The 18,270-nt window shown below is 70.5% G+C and carries 15 protein-coding genes; 6 read left to right on the top strand and 9 right to left on the bottom strand.

The window, feature by feature from the left end; translation table 11 throughout:
- The first annotated feature begins 28 nt into the window (after positions 1–28).
- Both ACQUFX_RS11655 and ACQUFX_RS11650 read left to right on the top strand, forming a co-directional pair.
- Complete coding sequence (locus ACQUFX_RS11655; RefSeq protein ID WP_428966027.1) at positions 29–589, top strand: TetR family transcriptional regulator; 561 nt, start codon at positions 29–31, stop codon at positions 587–589.
- A gap of 303 nt (positions 590–892) precedes the next feature.
- Positions 893–2,071, top strand: coding sequence for an IS701 family transposase (locus tag ACQUFX_RS11650; RefSeq protein ID WP_428966863.1), 1,179 nt, complete (start codon positions 893–895; stop codon positions 2,069–2,071).
- A 124-nt stretch (positions 2,072–2,195) separates the two neighbouring features.
- Here ACQUFX_RS11650 and ACQUFX_RS11645 read toward each other — a convergent pair whose 3' ends face one another.
- Together ACQUFX_RS11645 and ACQUFX_RS11640 are read right to left on the bottom strand one after the other, a co-directional pair.
- Positions 2,196–3,701, bottom strand: coding sequence for a family 43 glycosylhydrolase (locus ACQUFX_RS11645; protein WP_428966026.1), 1,506 nt, complete (start codon positions 3,699–3,701; stop codon positions 2,196–2,198).
- A gap of 94 nt (positions 3,702–3,795) precedes the next feature.
- Positions 3,796–5,322, bottom strand: a complete 1,527-nt coding sequence (locus ACQUFX_RS11640; protein WP_428966025.1) for an RICIN domain-containing protein — start codon at positions 5,320–5,322, stop codon at positions 3,796–3,798.
- Positions 5,323–5,568: 246 nt separating this feature from the next.
- Between ACQUFX_RS11640 and ACQUFX_RS11635 the strand changes: the two genes are divergently transcribed.
- From ACQUFX_RS11635 to ACQUFX_RS11620, 4 genes are all read left to right on the top strand, one after another.
- Positions 5,569–6,210, top strand: a complete 642-nt coding sequence (locus ACQUFX_RS11635; protein WP_428966024.1) for a ThuA domain-containing protein — start codon at positions 5,569–5,571, stop codon at positions 6,208–6,210.
- Between the two features lie 190 nt (positions 6,211–6,400).
- Positions 6,401–7,312, top strand: a complete 912-nt coding sequence (locus tag ACQUFX_RS11630) for a carbohydrate ABC transporter permease (protein WP_428966023.1) — start codon at positions 6,401–6,403, stop codon at positions 7,310–7,312.
- Positions 7,313–7,314: 2 nt separating this feature from the next.
- Positions 7,315–8,238: a carbohydrate ABC transporter permease gene (locus ACQUFX_RS11625; RefSeq protein ID WP_428966022.1), complete on the top strand. Its 924-nt coding sequence runs from the start codon at positions 7,315–7,317 to the stop codon at positions 8,236–8,238.
- Positions 8,239–8,299: 61 nt separating this feature from the next.
- The gene (locus tag ACQUFX_RS11620; RefSeq protein ID WP_428966021.1) at positions 8,300–9,634 is read left to right on the top strand and encodes an ABC transporter substrate-binding protein; all 1,335 of its coding nucleotides are present in this window, start codon (positions 8,300–8,302) and stop codon (positions 9,632–9,634) included.
- A gap of 25 nt (positions 9,635–9,659) precedes the next feature.
- On the opposite strand, the gene ACQUFX_RS11615 is transcribed toward ACQUFX_RS11620, so the two are convergent.
- The 7 genes from ACQUFX_RS11615 to ACQUFX_RS11585 form a co-directional block, all read right to left on the bottom strand.
- Positions 9,660–11,105, bottom strand: coding sequence for an RICIN domain-containing protein (locus tag ACQUFX_RS11615; RefSeq protein WP_428966020.1), 1,446 nt, complete (start codon positions 11,103–11,105; stop codon positions 9,660–9,662).
- A 121-nt stretch (positions 11,106–11,226) separates the two neighbouring features.
- Positions 11,227–12,324: a substrate-binding domain-containing protein gene (locus ACQUFX_RS11610; RefSeq protein ID WP_428966019.1), complete on the bottom strand. Its 1,098-nt coding sequence runs from the start codon at positions 12,322–12,324 to the stop codon at positions 11,227–11,229.
- A 19-nt stretch (positions 12,325–12,343) separates the two neighbouring features.
- Entirely contained in the window at positions 12,344–13,012 is a 669-nt protein-coding gene (locus ACQUFX_RS11605; protein ID WP_428966018.1) for a hypothetical protein, read from the bottom strand.
- 3 nt (positions 13,013–13,015) lie between these two features.
- On the bottom strand, positions 13,016–13,912 hold the full coding sequence (locus ACQUFX_RS11600) for a carbohydrate ABC transporter permease (RefSeq protein ID WP_428966017.1): 897 nt from the start codon (positions 13,910–13,912) through the stop codon (positions 13,016–13,018).
- Complete coding sequence (locus tag ACQUFX_RS11595) at positions 13,909–14,850, bottom strand: carbohydrate ABC transporter permease (protein WP_428966016.1); 942 nt, start codon at positions 14,848–14,850, stop codon at positions 13,909–13,911. Before ACQUFX_RS11595 ends, ACQUFX_RS11600 begins: the two co-directional genes overlap by 4 nt.
- Entirely contained in the window at positions 14,847–16,148 is a 1,302-nt protein-coding gene (locus tag ACQUFX_RS11590; RefSeq protein WP_428966015.1) for an ABC transporter substrate-binding protein, read from the bottom strand. Before ACQUFX_RS11590 ends, ACQUFX_RS11595 begins: the two co-directional genes overlap by 4 nt.
- Entirely contained in the window at positions 16,145–18,193 is a 2,049-nt protein-coding gene (locus tag ACQUFX_RS11585; protein WP_428966014.1) for a DUF2264 domain-containing protein, read from the bottom strand. The genes ACQUFX_RS11590 and ACQUFX_RS11585 overlap by 4 nt, the downstream gene beginning before the upstream one ends.
- Positions 18,194–18,270: the final 77 nt, after the last annotated feature.

The following is an 18,270-nucleotide window of genomic DNA, read 5'->3' as shown; positions in this document are numbered from 1 at the left end:
ATGAATGTTCATTAAGCATGCTTGGGGCATGCGAACGCGGGATCCCGAGACCAAGCGCCGCCTGCTGCTGGAGGCGGCGCTGGAGGAGTTCTCCGCCCACGGCGTGGCCGGCGCGCGGGTCGACCGGCTGGCCAAGCGGGCAGGCATCAGCGCCGGGCTGGTCTACTCGTTCTACGAGAACAAGGACGGCCTGTTCGATGCGGTCTTCGACCTGATCGTCGAGCAGACTGTCTCGGCCGTCCCCATCGACGCCGACGATTTGGGTGAGTACGCCGGCCGCCTCTGCGACGCCGGTCTCGCGCACCCCGACGTCTTGCGCTTCGTGGCCTGGTACCAGCTCGAGCGCGGCGACCCGGCCGCCCGGCGAGCTTCCACCACCGCCGCGATGGCCGAGAAGGTCGCCCTGATCGCGCAGGCCCAGAGCCGGGGCGTCGTCACCGACCGCATCGCCCCGAGGGAGATCCTCGCCCTCGTGCTGGCCCTGGCCAACATGTGGCAGCTACGCGAGCCCGAGTTCCTGGACCTGGTCAAGCCGGACCGCCGCCGGGCGGCTGTGGTCGAAGCCGTCCGCCGCCTGACCGCCCCGTGACCGTTGTCCCGAGCGCGCCCACCGCTCCAGCCATCCGGGTTCGGTGGCGGCGAGGCCGGCGCAGCTCGACCGTTGACCACGCCGATGAGCTGCCGAAACGCCAGATCAGAAAAGCGCGGCGGGAGGACTAGTACTCCAGCCGCAGTTGCCTCATCTGAAGTTTCAGCAGCTCATCGGCATGATCGATGTCGGAGTTGAGTCCGCCACGCAGCTGCGGATGTCGATGCTATTCGGTGGGCGGTTTGCGTGGTCGCACTGTCTGTCTGTTGTGGCCAGTCGCAGTGCGGGCAGGCTTCCGTGTTTGTGTTGATCGATGAGATTGTGGGCTGGCGGGCGGGTCTGGATGATCTGCTGGCGCGGTTCGCGCACCGGTTCGGGCGGGCGGAGCCGCGCCGGCAGGCGCTGACCTACCTGATCGGGTTGTTGTCACCCCTGGCCAGCAAGAACGGCTGGACCCTGGCCGAGGCCGCGGGCGACGCGACGCCGGATCGGATGCAGCGGCTGCTCAACCGGTCGGCGTGGGACCCGGACGCGGTCCGCGATGACCTGTTCGCCTACGTGTCCGAGCACCTCGGCGACGACGACGGGGTGCTGATCGTCGACGAGACCGGCTTCCTGAAGAAGGGCATCAAGTCGGCCGGGGTGCAGCGTCAGTACTCGGGCACGGCCGGGCGGACGGAGAACTGCCAGCTCGGGGTGTTCCTGGCCTATGCCAGCCCGGCCGGGCGCACGCTGATCGACCGGGAGTTGTATCTGCCCCGCGGCTGGTGCGACGACCCCGCCCGCCGCGAGGAAGCCGGCATCGCAGCGAACATCGGGTTCGCCACGAAACCCGCTCTGGGCCTGCGGATGCTCGAACGCGCCATTACCGCCGGCCTGTCGGCGAGGTGGGTCACCGCGGACGAGGCCTACGGACAGGACTCGAAGTTCCGGACCTGGCTGCAGCAGCACCGGATGGGCTACGTGCTTGCCGTGCCCTGCAACCAGCGGGTCCCGACCACGATGGGCAGCTCCCGCCCGGACGTCCTCGCCGCCAACGCGCCGGGCCTGGCGTGGAAGCGGCGCAGTTGCGGCGACGGCGCCAAGGGACCACGACTCTATGACTGGGCCGTGGCCTCCCTGCCCGGCACGGTTGACGGATTCGGCCACTGGCTGCTGATCCGACGCAGCATCACCAACCCCACGGACCTGGCCTACTACCTGTGCTTCGGCCCCGCGGGCACCCAAGACGAGCAGCTGATCCGGGTCGCCGGGACCCGTTGGGCGATCGAGGAGTGCTTCCAGACCGCCAAGACCGAGGTCGGCCTCGATCACTATCAGGTGCGTAGGTACGACGCCTGGTACCGGCACATAACTCTCGTTCTGTGCGCCCACGCCTACCTCGCCATCACCGCCGCGCAGGCCAAAAAGGGGGCGCCGAATCCGATGATGGCCTCATTCCTCTTACTCTCGGTGAGGTCCGACGTCTCCTGGCACACCTGATCACCACCGTCCGACCCTTCGACTACATCCATCGATGGTCACGATGGCGACGCCGACACCAGTGCCGCGCCAGAACAGCCCACTACCAGCGAAGACTCCAACTTCATCAGGTGCGGCTGGAGTACTAGGACGTCCGGCGGAAGGTGGCGTCGGCGCGGCCCGTGTCGGTGCTGATCGGGTCGATCCGGAGCACGTAGTTGCTGTGCCGGACGTACCGGTCGGGGAAGTTGTAGGACTGGAACGACGACCACGACGGGTCCGCCAGTCCGGCCACCTGCCGGAAGGTGGCGTCCGCCCGGAAGGTCGTCGAGCCGTTGTTCGGGTCCAGCCTGAGGACGTAGTCGGTGTGCCGCAGGTAGTGCCCGGGGAAGTTCACCGACTCGAACGACACGTACCCGGCTGCGGTGTTCGCCAGTCCGGGGACCACCCGGAACTGCCCGTCCAACGCCGGGCTCACGGTCGGGTCGATCCGGACGGCGTGGTTCTGGTGCCGGACGTGCCGGTCCGGGAAGTTGAACGACTGCAACCGCGCGACGGGCACCGCGCCCGCGTTGCCGAGCTCGCCGGACGGGCCGGCCAGCACCGTCGAGGTGGCGACGGGGACGCCCAGGTGCGGTGTGCCGTCCGGGTTCCAGGAGATCCGCTGGGCGCGGCTGGTGCGGGTGGTACCGCAGCCCTGGGAGGACGAGGAGTTGGCGTGGTAGACGATCCAGTCCTCCGTGCCGTCGGGCGACGTGAAGAAGGAGTGGTGGGCGGGACCGTACACCCCGTTGGCGTCGGCGCGCTGGAAGAGCGGGGTGGGCAGCTTGCTCCACGAGCTGTGGCTCAGCGGGTCGGCGCCGGTCAGCTCCAGCGCCCCGATCGTGTAGTCGGGGGTGCCGCAGTAGCTGGCCGAGTAGGTGAGGAAGGTACGGCCGCCGCGGTGCAGCGGGTAGGGGCCCTCGTTGACCGGGTTGCCCTGGCGCTCCCAGGAGTGGGTCGGCTCGGAGATCAGCCTTCCCACCGTCGCGGGCGTCCACGGGTTGGTCAGCCGCGTGACGTACAGGGCCTGCAGGCCGCCGTTCTCGAACCCGGAGTTGTTGGTGAACGCGGAGAACACGAAGTAGTTCAGCCCGTCGACCGTCAGCACGCTGCCGTCGATCGACCAGCCGTTGTTCGGCATCAGGACGAGCGGGCCCCGGTAGGTGTAGGGGCCCATCGGATCGGTCCCCGCGCTCTCCAGCACATGCTGACGCTGCCCACCGCAGCAGGCACCCGGGCCGGCCGAGTAGTACAGGTACCAGCGTTTCCCGTTCGGGCCGTCGAGCAGGTGCAGGCTGGGCGCCCACATGTTCGAGGTCGCGTTCGGCTGCGACATCGTGAAGACCCGGGTCTCCGCTGCCGTCCGCAGGCCGCCGAGGGTCGGTGACCTGCGGATGTAGATGTTCCCGGTCCAGGTGGTGGCCGCGTAGTAGTAGTTGCCGTTGTGGTAGCCGAGCCACGGGTCGGCGCTGTTCGGCGTACCGACGACGGGGTTCTGGAACGACCCGCCCGGAGCCGCGCTGCTCGGGCTGGGAAGGACCACCAGGCTCACGCTGAGCACGACAGCGGCGACCACCGCGGTGACGAAGGATCGTGGACGTCGGCGCATGATGCGGTCCTTCCGGCGGTCGCGCGGGAACGGCTCCGTCCGGTGCCGCGCCCGAGCCCGGCACCGGGGGATGTGCGTCACGTCGAGGCGGCCGTCAGACGGCGGTGCGCGACCACTGCTGGTTGGCGCCGGTGTTGCACGGGTACTGCTTGAGGATCGCGCCGTTCGCGGTCGAGGCGGCCGGTACGTCCACGCACTTGCCGCTGTGTCGTGCTCTGAGCTGGAAGTAGCCGCCGGTGGCGACCAGTTGGAACTGCTGGTTGGTGCCGGTGCCGCAGGTGTACTGGATGAGTTCGGCGCCGTCGGCGGTGGAGGCGCTCACCACGTCGAGGCACTTCCCGCTGTGCCGGCTGACGATGCGCCAGTGGCCGCTGCCGGCGTCGGAGAACCGCCACTGCTGCCAGGCGTTGCCGGCGTAGGTGTACTGGCCCACGCGCGCACCGTCGTCGGTGTTCGGCGACTGGACGTCCATGGCCTTGCCACTGTGGCGCACGTCGATGCGGTAGACCGTGCCCGGCGTCGGCGGGGGCGTCGTGGGGCCGCCGCCGACGGTGTCACCCCAGCCGTACCGGATCCGGTCGGCCCCGGAGGTGTTGCGGACGGTCAGGTTCAGGTTGGTGCCGCTGCCGCTGAGGGAGAACATCGAGTACCAGTCGTAGCCGATGGTGCCGGGCTTGCCGCCGAGGGCGGGCCAGTAGGTGCTGCCCATCTGGTTGTCCCGCAGCACCTGGGCGATGGCGCGGATGTGGCGCACGAAGTTGTCGGTGCTGTTCGGGTCGGCGTAGTTGAGGCCGTTGTCCATGGGCGCGCCGAACTCGGTGGCGACGGCGCGGGAGGCGCAGGTGCCCAGGCGGGTCTGGATGTGGCTGCGGAAGGCGTCGTAGGTCATCGGGCTGTAGAAGAAGGCGTAGTGGTGGAAGGAGAGCAGCGTCGAGTCGAAGCGGGGGTCGGTGCAGACGTCCCGCAGGTCCTGGCTGTAGCCGGTGCCGCCGACGAGCACCCGGCCGGGCACCGCCGAGTAGTGGTAGCTGAGCCAGGTGGCGGCGAGGTCGCGCCACTCGGACGAGCTGTACCCGTGCGGCTCGTTCATCGGCTCGAAGTACACGCTGGGGTTCGAGCCGTACGTGTCGGTCACGGTGGACCACATCGTGTTCCACGCGGCGAGGTTGGTGATCCGGCCGCCGGAGGCGGCGCCGTCCTCCCAGTAGGCGAGGATGACCTTGAATCCGCGGGCGGTGGCGGCGTCGATGGCCCCCCGGTAGGCGTTCCACCACGCCGTCCCCACCGTGTGGGTGTTGATCGGCAGCCGGACCGTGTTGACCCCCATGGTGGCGGCCATGTCGTCGTAGAGGGCGTTGGCCTTGGCCCGTACCGTCGCGTTGCTGTCGGACGCGCTCAGACCCTCCACGACGAGCGGGCCGGTGCTGAAGTTGTCGCCCAGCACCGCCCAGTTCATCCCGCGGAACTGGCGGGTGGCGGCGGTGGCCGGCGACGAGGTGGCGACGACGACGCTACCCAGCGCGGTCAGCGCGGTCACCAGGGTGATCAGCAGCCGGCGCGACGACCGGGTGCGCCGCGGGGATCGTTCTGCGGGACCGTCGGACGAGGTGAACCGTGTCATCGAGTGTCCAATCCCTGGAACCTGCCCCCCGGCTCGACCATCAGGCTGATGTCGTATGGGTTACATCGGTAACGGAAGCGCCACCGAGAAACCAGATTCCGAACCGACCCGTTCAGGAACATGCAGCCTCGAACAGCGGGGCCGGCGCATCCCCGTCGTCGTGGTGGCGGTCGTCCGTGTCGTGTTGCCCGTCCGGAGCGCGGGTGGCATCGTGCGGGTGGTGAGCGGTCCCAGGACGGACGTCGGATGAAGCCGGTCTTGGTCTTCTCCCGGACGACGGGTTTCCGGCACGACTCGATCCCGGCCGGCGTGCGGTGCATCCGCGAGCTGCGGTCCGGTGTCGAGGCCACCGAGGACCCGGACGCCTTCACGCGGAGCAACCTGGCGCGATTCGCGGCGGTCGTCTTCATGAACACCAACGGCCGGGTGCTCACCGACACCGGTCGGACGGCGTTGGAGGGGTACGTGCGCGGCGGCGGTGGCTTCCTCGGCGTGCACTCCGCCGCCGCCACCGAGTACGGCTGGCCGTTCTACGGCGACCTGGTCGGCGCCTGGTTCGACAGGCATCCGGAGGTGCAGCCCGCCACGGTCACCGTGGTCGACCCGGAACATCCGGCGACCGCCCACCTGCCGGCGTCCGGGTCGCGCGTCGACGAGTGGTACGACTTCCGCTCGTACCCCGACGCCCGGATCCTGCTGCGCGTCGACGAGTCCACGTACGACGGTGGCGGCATGGGCGCGGACCATCCACTGGCCTGGTGCCACGAGCGGCTCGGGGGCCGGTCCTTCTACACCGCGCTCGGCCACACCACCGAGGCGTACACCGAGCCCGCGTTCCGCGCCCATCTCGGGCACGCGCTGGGGTGGGTGACCGGCGACCCTGCCTGACGACTCCCCGCTCCCCGGGTGTCGGAGCGGGGACCGATGGGTGGGGCGCAGGCGAGAGGGCTCACCGGACCGCCACGCGAGTTTACGTAGACATCGACGATGTCCTATGGTTGGCGTCCACGGACCGGACCGCGCCGCCGATGTCCCCGTAGCCATGGTCGTCCGGCGATCCGTCGGAAGGAGCGTGCCGATGGCGTCGACCGGGCCCACCCACCGCCGCCGGCCGACGACGACCGGCGCCCGGAGATCGCGGGCCGGCTGGCAGTTCACCGCCCCGTTCCTGGCCGTCTTCGCGCTGGTCTTCCTCGCACCGATCGCCTACTCGCTGTACCTGAGCGTGTTCCGGACGCAGTTGGTCGGCGGCACCACCTTCGTCGGCCTGGACAACTACGCCAAGGCGCTGACCGACCCGCAGTTCTGGTCGGCGCTGGGCAGGGTCACGCTGTTCCTGGCCGTGCAGGTCCCGATCATGTTGTTCCTGGCCCTGCTGATCGCCCTGGCCGTCGACAGCGGGCGACTGTACGGGGCGGCGTTCTTCCGGATCTCGGTGTTCCTGCCGTACGCGGTGCCCGCGGTCGTCGCCACCCTCATGTGGGGATTCCTGTACGGCACCCGGTTCGGCCTGGTCGGGAACCTCAACGAGGCGCTCGGCACGGCGCTGCCGGACCCACTCTCCCCGGACCTGATCCTCGCCTCGATCGGCAACATCGTCACCTGGGAGTTCGTCGGCTACAACATGCTGATCCTCTACTCCGCCCTGCGGGTGGTGAATCCCGTGCTGTACGAGGCCGCGGCGATCGACGGGGCCGGTCAGCTCAGGATCATCGCGGCGATCAAGTTGCCGGCGCTGCGCGGCCCCCTGCTGGTCGCCACCATCTTCTCGATCATCGGCAGCTTCCACCTGTTCAACGAACCGAGCATCCTGCAGACCCTGGCCCCGAACTCGATCACCACGTACTTCACGCCGAACCTCTACGCGTACTCGTTGTCCTTCGCCGGTCAACAGGTCAACTACGCGGCCACGGTCGCGATCATCATGGGTGTCGTCACGATGGTCGTCGCCTACCTGGTCCAGCTCCGTGGCATCCGGAAGGCGGCCTGAGCATGGCCCTGACCCCGGGCGTCACCCGGACCGCCACCCGGGCCGCCGGTCGCCGCCCGCCACGGGTGCGACGACGCCCCACCCGCCGCCGTGGCAGCGTGACGCTGACCGTGCTGACCGGCCTCGTGCTGGTCTACGCGCTGCTGCCGCTGGCCTGGCTGCTGATCAACGCGACCAAGACCCAGCAGGGGCTCTTCGACTCCTTCGGGCTGGCCCCGGCCGAGGACTTCGCGTTGGTCGACAACATCGCCGACACCCTCGCCTACGACGACGGCATCTTCCTCCGCTGGCTGCTCAACACCCTGCTCTACGTCTGCGTCGGGGCCGGCGGCGCCACCCTGCTGGCCGCGTTGGCCGGTTACGGACTGGCCAAGTACGACTTCCGTGGCCGGAAGGCGATCTTCGCGGTGGTCATCGGCGCGGTGGCGGTGCCGGGCACCGCGCTGGCCGTGCCGACCTTCCTGATGTTCTCCCGGCTGGGCCTGACCAACACCCCGTGGGCGATCATCACCCCGTCGCTGGTCTCCCCGTTCGGCCTCTACCTGATGTGGATCTTCGCCGCCGACGCGGTGCCGGACGAGCTGGTCGAGGCCGCGCGGGTCGACGGCGCCGGCGAGTTCCGGACCTTCTTCTCCGTCAGCGCGCCCCTGCTGGCCCCCGGCACGGTCACCGTCCTGCTGTTCAACGTCGTCGCCACCTGGAACAACTACTTCCTGCCGTTGATCATGCTGAAGAACCCGGACTGGTACCCGCTCACCATCGGGCTCAAGACCTGGAGCCAGCAGGCCGGCACCGCCGGGGGTGAGGCGGTCTTCCACCTCGTGATCACCGGTTCGCTGCTGACCATCGTGCCCCTGATCGCGGCGTTCCTGCTGCTCCAGCGGTACTGGCAGGCCGGCCTCTCCACCGGAGGCGTCAAGGAGTAGCACGCGCCCGACGACGTCGCCCCGCACCGACCCCACCGACCCACGAAGGGAACGATCAAGGATGTTCGTACCCCGCCGAACGCTCCTGCTGAGCGCGGTCCTCTCCGCCTCCCTCCTGGTGACCGGCTGCGGCTCCGGTGACGACGACGGCGGACCACCGGCCAGCGTCTCCGACGCCGACATCGAGGCCGCCCTGGCCACCGGCGGCAGTATCACCGTCTGGGCCTGGGAGCCGACCCTCAAGCAGGTCGTCGCCGACTTCCAGGAGCGGTACCCGAAGGTGACCGTCAACCTGGTCAACGCCGGCACCGGCAACGACCAGTACGCGGCGCTGCAGAACGCGATCGCCGCCCGGTCCGGGGTGCCCGACGTCGCCCAGGTGGAGTACTTCGCGCTGCCGCAGTTCGTGCTCGCCAGGTCGCTGACCGACCTGAGCGGGTACGGCGCCGGCACGCTCGAAGCCACCTTCACCCCGGGCCCGTGGAACGCCGTCCGCTCCGGGGGCGCCGTGCACGGCCTGCCGATGGACTCCGGCCCGATGGCCCTGTTCTACAACAAGGAGGTCTTCGACCGGCACGGGTTGACCGTCCCCACCACCTGGGACGAGTACGTCGCCCAGGCCGAGAAGCTGCACCGGGCCGACCCCGAGGCGTACATCACCGCCGACACCGGGGAAGCCGGCTTCACCACCAGCATGATCTGGCAGGCCGGCGGCAGACCGTACCGCGTCGACGGCACCACGGTCGGCATCGACTTCGCCGAACCCGCCACCCGGCGCTTCACCGCCACCTGGCAACGACTCATCGACGGCAAGCTGCTCGCGCCCGTCACGAGCTGGACCGACGCCTGGTACCAGGGCCTGGGCGACGGCACCATCGCGACCCTGGTCATCGGCGCCTGGATGCCCGCGAACCTGGAGTCCGGGGTCACGGCCGCCGCAGGCAAGTGGCGGGTCGCCCCCATGCCCCAGTGGGAGGCGGGCGGTGCGGTCACCGCCGAGCACGGCGGCAGCTCCCTGGCGATCCCCGAGCAGGGCACCAACAAGACCCTCGCCTACGCCTTCCTCCGGTACGCCACCGTCGCCGAGGGCGCCCAGACGAGGACCGACCACGGGGCCTTCCCCGCCACCACCGCACAGCTCAACTCGCCGCAGTTCCTCGACAAGAGATTCCCGTACTTCGGCGGCCAACAGGTCAACAAGGTCCTCGCCGAGTCCGCGAAGCAGGTCGCCCCCGGCTGGTCGTACCTGCCGTTCCAGGTCTACGCCAACAGCGTCTTCGGCGACACCGGCGGCAGGGCGTACCTCGGCGGCGGCACCACCCTCCAGGACGGACTCCTGGCCTGGCAGGACGTCTCGGTCCGGTACGGTCGGGATCAGGGCTTCACCCTCCGGTGACCCACCGCCTCCTCCGGCCGCCCGGTCACGCCACGGTGCGGGACCACTGCTGGTGGCTGCCGCCGCCGCAGGCGTACTGCTGGATGTCGGCACCGTCGCCGGTGCCGGCGTTGACGACGTCGAGGCACTTGCCGCTGTGCCGGGCGCGGAGCTGGTGGTAGCCGTCGGTGGCCACCCACTGCCACTGCTGGTTGGTGCCGGTGCCGCAGGTGTACTGGATGACGTTGGCGCCGTCGGCGGTCGATCCGGAGGCGACGTCGAGGCACTTGCCGCTGTTCTGGTTGACCAGCCGCAGGTAGCCGCCCCCGGCGTCCTGGAACTCCCAGCGCTGGTTGCCGCCGCCGTTCCAGGCGTACTGCTTGACCTCGGCGTTGTCGGCCGTCGAATTGCTCACCACGTCCATCACCCGGCCGCTGTTGCGGTTCGTCACCCGGTGGTACGTGGGGGAGTTGGCGGTGACCGTGCCGGTGGCCGTGTCGACGGTGATCGACGGAGCCCAGCTCAGGCTCATGCTGGTGCCCGACGGGAAGATGATCGGCAGCCAGACGTACTGCGAGTCGTTGACCGGCCCGCCCGAGGCGCCGGCCCAGCGGTCGCCCAGGTAGAGGTAGCTCGTCGTGGTGGTGCCCTGGATGGGCAGCACGAACGCCGGCTGGGAGCGGAAGGTGGTGGCGTCACCCACGTTGCTCCAGCCGCTCCACGGGCCGGAGATGCTCGACGCGGTCGCGTACTTCGCCTGGTTCGGGCTCCAGCCGGTGGCACCGGAGGTCAGCATGAAGTAGGTGCCGCCCCGTTTGAACATAGCGGGGGCCTCCCGGTGGGCGTCGTTCCAGAAGTTGCCGACGAGGCTGGCGACGCTGAGGTGGTCCGGGGTGAGCCGGTAGATGTGCAGGTCGTAGTTCTCGTCGGCGGCCGAGATCATGTAGGCGGTACCGCCGTCGTTGTAAAGGGTGATGTCCCGCGACATGTGCCCGAGCGGGCGGAAGCTGCCGTGGTAGGTGTAGCTGCCGTCGACCGTGGCCGACGAGGCCACCGCGGCGCGCGCCTCGCTGTAGTTCGTGCCGTTCTCCTTGTGCATCCACATGACGTAGCGCCCGGTGCTGGCGTTGTAGATGACCTTCGGCCGCTCGATGTTGGCCGACTGCAACTCCGCGGCCGAGGACTGGGTGAGCACGTTGTTGCGGAACTCCCAGGTGCGCAGGTCGGTCGAGCGGTAGACCGACACCGCCCGGAACGTGTTGTTCGGGTGGCGGTTCTCGCCGAACCAGTAGTAGTAGGAGCCGACCTTCAGGACGCCGCCGCCGTGGGCGTGCAGGGCGTTGCCGCTGGTGTCGGTGAACTGGGTGCCGTTGGTGATGGTGACCGGTGCCGCCAGGGCGGGGCGGACGTCGCCGGCGACCGCTGCCACGACCGTTCCGGCCGTCACGGCGAGCGCCATCGCGAGGGACAGGAGTCGTCTGCTGGATCTCACTGCGCACCTCCGGAACCGGTTCACACGTGGGTAACCTCTTGGTAATCGATCCGGACCCGGCGCACCACAGGTCGCACCCGTTCATCCACGAACGTGCAGAGCTGAACGTCGCCGGCGCCCGTCAGCGCAGCGGGGAGCACGGCCGCGACGAGTCCCGCACCACCAGCTCGGGGGCGAGGAGCACCCGGTACGCCGGGCGGCGCTCGCCGTCGAGCAGGCGCGAGACCATCAGCTCCACCGCGAGCCGGCCGACGTGACTCTTCGGTGGCCGGATCGCCGTCAGTGCCGGATCGGCGAGGTGGGCGACCTCGTCGTCGTAGGAGACGATCGCCAGGTCGTCGGGGATCGTGAGGCCGTGCTCGGCGCAGACCTGCGCGATCGCCATCGCGTGCGAGTCGCTGTGGATGATCAGCGCGGTGATCCCGGCGTGCCGGAACCGCCGGACCAGCCGGCCGACGGCATCCCGGTCACCGGTCGGGCCGAGCGTCACCCGCTCGGCCAGCACGAGGACCTCGGACACGGCCGGATCGGCGGTCGCCGCCTGCCCGGCACGGAGCAGGTGGGCCGACGTCGGGCTGCCGGGGGCCACGACCAGACCCACCCGCCGGTGCCCCTGCCGCCGAAGGTGGTGAACGGCGATCTCCAGGCCGAGTGCGTGGTCGCTGCGCACCCATTCGATCTGCCGGGTGGCGGGCGTCCACCGCCGTGGCTGACGCTCGACGAGGACGGTGGGCACCTGCAGGTGCCCGATCCAGTCGAGCATGTCCTCCGCGCGGTCGTCCTCCAGACTGGGGGCGAGCAGCAGCCCCTGGACCTGGTGGCCGGCGATCAGCAGGCTGATCTGGCGCCGGTCCTCCTCGGGGTCGTAGCTGGAGCCGCGCAGCCGGATGTCGACGCCGAGGGCCGCCGCTGCGGCGCGCGCCCCGCCCACGATCGACGGCCAGTAGAAATCCAGCGACGGGACGACCATGCCGACGGTGAACCGCGTCGGAGCACGTCGCGGCTGCCGGTCCGGGCCGCCCCGCACGGGCAGGACCGCACCACCGTGCACCTTGGACACCAGGCCCCGCTGGGCCAGGGCGGCGATGTCACGGCGAATGGTCAGTTCGCTCACGCCGAACTCGCGGGCGAGATCGCGGACCCGCACGGCTCCGGTGAGCCGAAGTGCGGCGAGCAGCCGCTCCTGCCGCTGCGTACCGAAGAGCCGCCCTGCCGTCATGCCCACCTCACCCCCGGCGTCAGGTGGTTCGGGGTCCGGCCGGCGGGTCCAGTGCCACGCGCAGGCAGAAGCGGCTGTTCGCCCAGACCACGTACAGCAGCGGCGCGGCGGCGACCCCCAGGGCGATCGCGGGGCGCAGCACGACGAGCTGCGCCAGCAGGGCGAGGACCAACAGCGACACTCCGGTGAGGTACCAGCGGCGCACCGCCAGGTAGAGGCAGGCCCGCGCCACCCGGGGCAGCCGCGCGGCGGGCTGCTCCGCGATGGCCACCAGTCCGAGCAGGGTGGTGGCGACGGTGAGGACGGCCAGCATGGCCAGGACCGGCAGCGCGAGCGCTCCGGCCCGGTGCCCCCAGAGGGCGTACGCGTCCACCCCGAGGACGACCAGGACGGCGGTCGCCGCGGCGGCCCAGAGCATCGCCGGCCGGGCGGTGGCCTGCCAGGCGCGGCCGAAGGTGCGCAGCGGGCCGTCGGCCCGACCGGCCGTGTAGGCGGACATCACCGCGAAGACCCCACACACCCCCGGCGCGCAGAGCGGAGCGGCCAGCGCGTACAGCGGCCAGGCCCGGGTGCTGTCGGTGGTGACCGCGAGCAGCGCCAGCGGCAGACCGCCGGCCACCAGCAGCACGTTGGTGACCAGTGCGGTGTACACCCCGTCGAAGACGGCCTGGATGGTGTCGTGGCGCATCGGTCAGCCCTTCAGCCCGGTGGTGGCGATGCCCTCGACGAAGTGCCGCTGCCCGAGCAGGAAGATGACCGCCACGGGCAGCACCGACAGCACCGAACCCGTCATGATCAGCGCGTACTCGGCGTTGTACTGCGAGATGAACGTGCGCAGCCCCAACTGGATGGTGCGCAGGTCGGGACTGCGCAGGTAGATCAGCGGGCCGAGATAGTCGTTCCAGGTGGTGACGAACGTGAGCAGCGTCAGGCTCGCCAGCGCCGGGCGGGACAGCGGCAGCATGATCCGCCGGTAGATGCCGAACTCGGAGAGGCCGTCCACCCGTGCCGACTCGCTGAGTTCCTCGGGGATCGTCTCGTAGAACTGCTTCATCAGGAACACCCCGAACGCGCCGAACGCCTGGAGTGCGACGATCGCCCACAACGTGTTCGACAGGTGCAGCTCGGACATGAGGATGAACTGCGGGATCATGTACGACTGCCACGGGACGGCGATGGTCCCGAGGTAGGCCAGGAAGAGCAGGTTGCGGCCCGGGAAGCGGATCCGGGCGAAGCCGTAGGCGGCGAAGCTGCCGGTGAAGACCTGGAGCAGGGTGACGCCGACCGACAACAGCAGGGTGTTCCGCAGCCACGTCGTCATCTCCGACCGGTGCCAGATGTCGACGTAGTTCCGCCACACCAGGGTCTCCGGGACCCACTGGATCGGGATGGTGAAGACCTCGCTGTTGGTCTTCAGCGACGACATCACCATCCAGTAGAACGGCACCAGCAGCGCGGCCACCACGAGGACGAGAACGAGATATCCCGCGACCCGCCGACCGGAGGGGACACGGCGACCGGGTGCGGAGCCGGCCGGCCCGGTGGTGGTGACGGGTGCGGGGAGCGCGGTGCGACGGGTCGCGGTCATGAGCGCTCCCGCCGGTTGTTGACCCAGAACTGGATGGCCGTGACCCCGAAGCAGATCGCGAACAACACGGTCGAGACCGCCGAGGCGTAACCGAACTGGTTCTCGACGAAGCCCTTCTGGTAGACGTACTGCGACAGCACCAGGGTGGACTGGCCGGGGCCGCCCTCGGTCATCACCAGGATGAGGTCGAACACCTTGAAGCTGCCGATGGTCAGCATCACCACCACGAAGAAGGTGGTGGGCCGCAGCCCCGGGACCGTGACGTGCCGGAACCGCTGCCACGCGCTCGCACCGTCGATCGTGGCGGCCTCGTACAGCTGGGCGGGGACGGTCTGCAGGCCGGCCAGGAACAGCAGCATGTAGTAGCCCATCTCGCGCCAGGTCCCGACGACGATGACCGCCGGCATCGACCAGTCCGCCGACGTCGTCCAGCCGGGCGGACTGTCGACGCCGACGGCCCGCAGGAACGCGTTCACCGGCCCGTACTCCGGGCTGAACAACTGGTTCCAGACCACGGCGATCGCCACGATCGACGTGATGTACGGGAAGAAGGCGGCGGTCCGGAAGAACGCCACCCCGCGGAGCCTGCGGTTGAGCAGCAGCGCCAGGCCGAGGGCCGCGGCCATGGTCAGCGGGATGTGGAAGACGGTGTAGTAGAGGGTGTTCCGCAGCGCGGTCCAGAAGCTCGGGTCCCCCCACATCCGCCGGAAGTTCGCGCCGCCGGTCCACTCGGCCACCCCGAACACGTTCCAGTCGGTGAAGGCCAGATAGCCCAGCGCCACCACCGGCACCAGCGTGAGCAGGGCGAAACCGACGAAGTTCGGCAGGATGAACGACCAGCCCGCGAGGGTGTTGCGCCACACCAGCCGGCTGCGCCCGGGGCGCCGCCGCGTCGGCCGGAACCACACCCGGCCGCGACCGACCGCCGGGTGGGTCACCGGGTGTGGCCCTCGTGCCTGGCGCGGTCCTGCGCCTCCGTGATGGCCTCGTCGAGGCTCTTGCTGTCGGACATGACCGCCGAGTGCAGGTCGTTGAGCACGTTCTGCACGGCGGCCGTGTGACTCGACACCGGGTTCTCCGGGCGGATCTCGTGCGTGCCGTACGCGAACTTCGACAGGTCGTCGTCGGGCACACCGTCGAGGGCGAACAGCGTCTCGGTGATCGGGGCGGAGACCCGGGCGGGAGTGATGCCGATGCCCGCCAGCGCCGTGCCGGCCTCCGCACCGGCCACGTACGCGAGGAACGCCTGGGCGGCGGAGACCTTCGACTTGCTGATCTTCGGGTTGATCCCCATGCCCGTCGGGTCACCGAAGGTGACCGGGGTGGCGGAGGTGCCGGCGGTGGACCGGTCGTACTGCGGCGCGGGAGCGATGCCCCACTCGAACGTGTCGGCGTCGCCGGTCCTGCGCTGGTTCAGCAGGGTGGCCACGTACCAGGTGCCCATGAGCAGCATCGCCGACTGCTGCTTGCCGAACTGTGCCTGGTAGGTGAGCTTGTTGGTGTTCGCGGTGCCGAAGGTCGGCTGCGCGCCGGCGGCCTGCAGGTCGAGCGACCGCTGGTAGTACGGCTTCAGGTAGGAGAAGTCGCCGGAGAGCAGGTCGGCGCCGGGGGTCTGGGCGAGCGCGAAGCCCTGCGCGGTCGACTGCCAGACGTGTTGGTAGGCGCCGGTCGCGGTGGAGCCGGCGGCCTTCAGCCCGGCGGTGAGCTGCTTCGCCGCGACGGCGTAGTCGTCCCAGGTCCAGCTTCCGTCCGGATGGGCCACCTTCGCCGTGTCGAACAGCTCCTTGTTGTAGTACAGCACCCAGGAGTCCTGCCGGTACGGGACCGCGTAGGTCCTGCCGTCGACCTGGTAGGGGGCCAGCGCGGGCAGCGAGCCGAGCGCGGACCCGGCATCGGACACGTCGAGGAGCTGGCCGCCGCTCTGGTACGTGGCGAAGTTCTTGAGGTTCTTCAACACGTACACGTCCGGCGCGGTGCCGGCGGCGAGGTCGGCGATCATCTGGGTGTCGTAGTTCGTGGCGTCGTACTCCTTGAGGTCGATCGTCACGTTGGGGTGGGTCGCCGTGAAACCGTCGGCGAGCGTCTTGAACTCCGGGGTGGAGGCCAGGCTCCACCCCGCCAGGGTGATCGTGACCGGGGCGTCGGGGTCGACCGGCTCGTCCTCGCCCCCGCAACCGGCGAGGACGAGCGTCAGCGCCATCGCGGCGCTGACCACGGCGGGTATCGCGCGTTTCATCCCTGCTCCTTGCGATCAGGGGCCCTGGGGGTGGGCCCACGCTGGCACCGGGCCGGCTGACCGGTCGGTGTGGCCGGGTCCGTGTCGAGGAGGGTCGTGGTGCGCAGTCCGTCCGGCCACTGCACCGTCAGGTGCGCACCCACGGTGTCGAGCACGGCCCGACACGCCTGCCGCTGCGCGGACGCGGCACCGCCGGACAGTTCGACGAGCGACCCGGTCCAGGTGCCGGTCCGGGCCGGGTACGCGAGCCACGGCACCGTCACCGAGCCGCCGCCCAGCGGCCCACCGGCGGCGACCGGGGTGCTGCCGGGGGTACCGGTGCCGAGGACGCTCTCGATCCGGCTGGTCAGGCCCGCTCCGGTCACGCGGAGCACGCCGCCGCAGGCGGTGGAGGCCACCCCGTCCGGCACCGCCCAGCCGCCGACGACCAGCCGCAGCCCGGCCGGGTCGACTCCCTCGGCGAGGTCCTCGACGCGGGCCAGGCGTAGCTCCCAGGGACCCCGGACCAGCGAGAGGACGGTGAGGTGACCGGCCGGCCACGACCGGCCGGCACGCCCGCTGCCGTGGTCGCGCTGGTCGGGGTCCGGGTCGAGCCAGTGGGCGAGGGTACGCGATCCGGCCACGCCGACGCCGTCCCCACCGACCCGCAGGGCCACCAGGCGCATGCCGGCGCGGTGGGTGACCCGACCGGCGTCGTCGACCAGGGTGACCGACTGGTCCAGTGGGCTCACCCAGCCACCCTCGTCGAGCACCGGGCTGGTCGCGGTCGAGTAGCCGAGCCGGGCGTAGAGGGGTGAGTCGCCGACGCTGGCGCCCTCGACCGCGTGGTCGGTGCCGTGGTTGACCACCCGCACGATGCCGTCGGACCGGGTGGCCGAGATCAGCCAGCCCGGGGCGCGGACGGCCCGCACGGTGTCGCGCTCCTCGACCGGCAGTGGCTGCTCCGGCGCCCGCCACACCGGATGATCGTCGGGCAGCGCGATGCCGAGCAGTCCCTTGCAGGCCCAGTAGGGCGATCCGGGCCCGGAGTAGTCCTGGGCGAGACGCGGCCACGGCCGGTGCCAGCCGACGCTGAGCAGGCCGTCCGCGTCGGGAGCGCCGTGGGTGACGAAGTGCCGTACGGTCCGCGTGGCGGCCCGGCGTAGCTGCCCGAGGCTGACCGAGGGCACCCCGGCGAGGGCGCCGACCCAGAACGGGGCGGCGGCGGCGAACCGGTAGATCAGGCTCCGGCCCTGGATCAGCGGTGATCCGTCAGCGCCGACGAGGGTGACCGCGTCGCGCAGGAAGCGGTCGAGGTTCGCCCGATCCGTGTCCCGGCGACCGGCCGCCAGGTCACCGGCGCCGGCCATCCTCGCCCACAGCGTCGGGTACAGGTGCAGCGCCCATCCGACGTAGTGGTCGTAGGCGCGCTCGGGGCCGTCGGACATCCAGCCGTCGGGGCGTACCAGGCTGTCGTGGGTGGCGAGATCCTCGACCATCTCGTCGCGCGAGTACGGCCCGCCCACCGACCGCAGGAAGGTCTGCACGAGCAGGCGGAACCAGACCCAGTTGATCCTCGGGTACGTGTCGTCGCCGACCGCCGGGGCGAGGTACCGCACCACGCGCTCCTGCGTGGCGGCGGGCAGCCGGTCCCAGAGCCACGGCCGGGTCAGGTCCAGGATCAGGGCCAGCGAGGCGGCCTCCACCTTCGCCTGGGGGTGCTCGTCCAGTCGGACCCACCGCTCCGCCGAGTGCGGGTCGGTGCCGGCGGTGACCCCGGCCGCGTACCGGTCGAGCAGTTCGTCGACACCCGCCCCCTGCGCACCGGCGATCCGGAAGCCGGCCAGCAGGAACGTCCGGGCGAACCCCTCCAGCCCGTCGACGGCCCGCCCGTACCCGCCCGGTGGGCCGGGAAAGGTGATCAGGGCGTGCCCCGGTGAGGCGTGCGCCCGGGCGGCGGCGAGCAGCCGGTCGGCGAGGGCCAGCCAGTCGCGGCGGCTCCAGGCCCCGGTGGCGGTTGGGACCGTCCGGGTGGGGACCACGGCCCTCGGCGTGCCGGACATCATCGGCGGTCCTGTCGCCTCGGCCCACCGCAGGGGGAGTGGGCGAACGGAAGACGTCGCCAGTTGTGTGTCGGACAGGG

Origin of the sequence: Micromonospora fluostatini (assembly GCF_050410825.1) — a bacterium.
GTDB lineage: Bacteria > Actinomycetota > Actinomycetes > Mycobacteriales > Micromonosporaceae > Micromonospora > Micromonospora rosaria.
Note: the sequence above shows the minus strand (reverse complement) of the source record. Positions and strands in the feature narration are given on the sequence as shown.

Excerpts from the sequence above, each read along its gene's own strand:
- ACQUFX_RS11655 (WP_428966027.1), top strand. The coding sequence starts at position 29 with ATGCGAACGCGGGATCCCGAGACCAAGCGCCGCCTGCTGCTGGAGGCG.
- ACQUFX_RS11645 (WP_428966026.1), bottom strand. The coding sequence starts at position 3,701 with ATGCGCCGACGTCCACGATCCTTCGTCACCGCGGTGGTCGCCGCTGTC.
- ACQUFX_RS11640 (WP_428966025.1), bottom strand. The coding sequence starts at position 5,322 with ATGACACGGTTCACCTCGTCCGACGGTCCCGCAGAACGATCCCCGCGG.
- ACQUFX_RS11635 (WP_428966024.1), top strand. The coding sequence starts at position 5,569 with ATGAAGCCGGTCTTGGTCTTCTCCCGGACGACGGGTTTCCGGCACGAC.
- ACQUFX_RS11630 (WP_428966023.1), top strand. The coding sequence starts at position 6,401 with ATGGCGTCGACCGGGCCCACCCACCGCCGCCGGCCGACGACGACCGGC.
- ACQUFX_RS11625 (WP_428966022.1), top strand. The coding sequence starts at position 7,315 with ATGGCCCTGACCCCGGGCGTCACCCGGACCGCCACCCGGGCCGCCGGT.
- ACQUFX_RS11620 (WP_428966021.1), top strand. The coding sequence starts at position 8,300 with ATGTTCGTACCCCGCCGAACGCTCCTGCTGAGCGCGGTCCTCTCCGCC.
- ACQUFX_RS11610 (WP_428966019.1), bottom strand. The coding sequence starts at position 12,324 with ATGACGGCAGGGCGGCTCTTCGGTACGCAGCGGCAGGAGCGGCTGCTC.
- ACQUFX_RS11605 (WP_428966018.1), bottom strand. The coding sequence starts at position 13,012 with ATGCGCCACGACACCATCCAGGCCGTCTTCGACGGGGTGTACACCGCA.
- ACQUFX_RS11600 (WP_428966017.1), bottom strand. The coding sequence starts at position 13,912 with ATGACCGCGACCCGTCGCACCGCGCTCCCCGCACCCGTCACCACCACC.
- ACQUFX_RS11590 (WP_428966015.1), bottom strand. The coding sequence starts at position 16,148 with ATGAAACGCGCGATACCCGCCGTGGTCAGCGCCGCGATGGCGCTGACG.
- ACQUFX_RS11585 (WP_428966014.1), bottom strand. The coding sequence starts at position 18,193 with ATGATGTCCGGCACGCCGAGGGCCGTGGTCCCCACCCGGACGGTCCCA.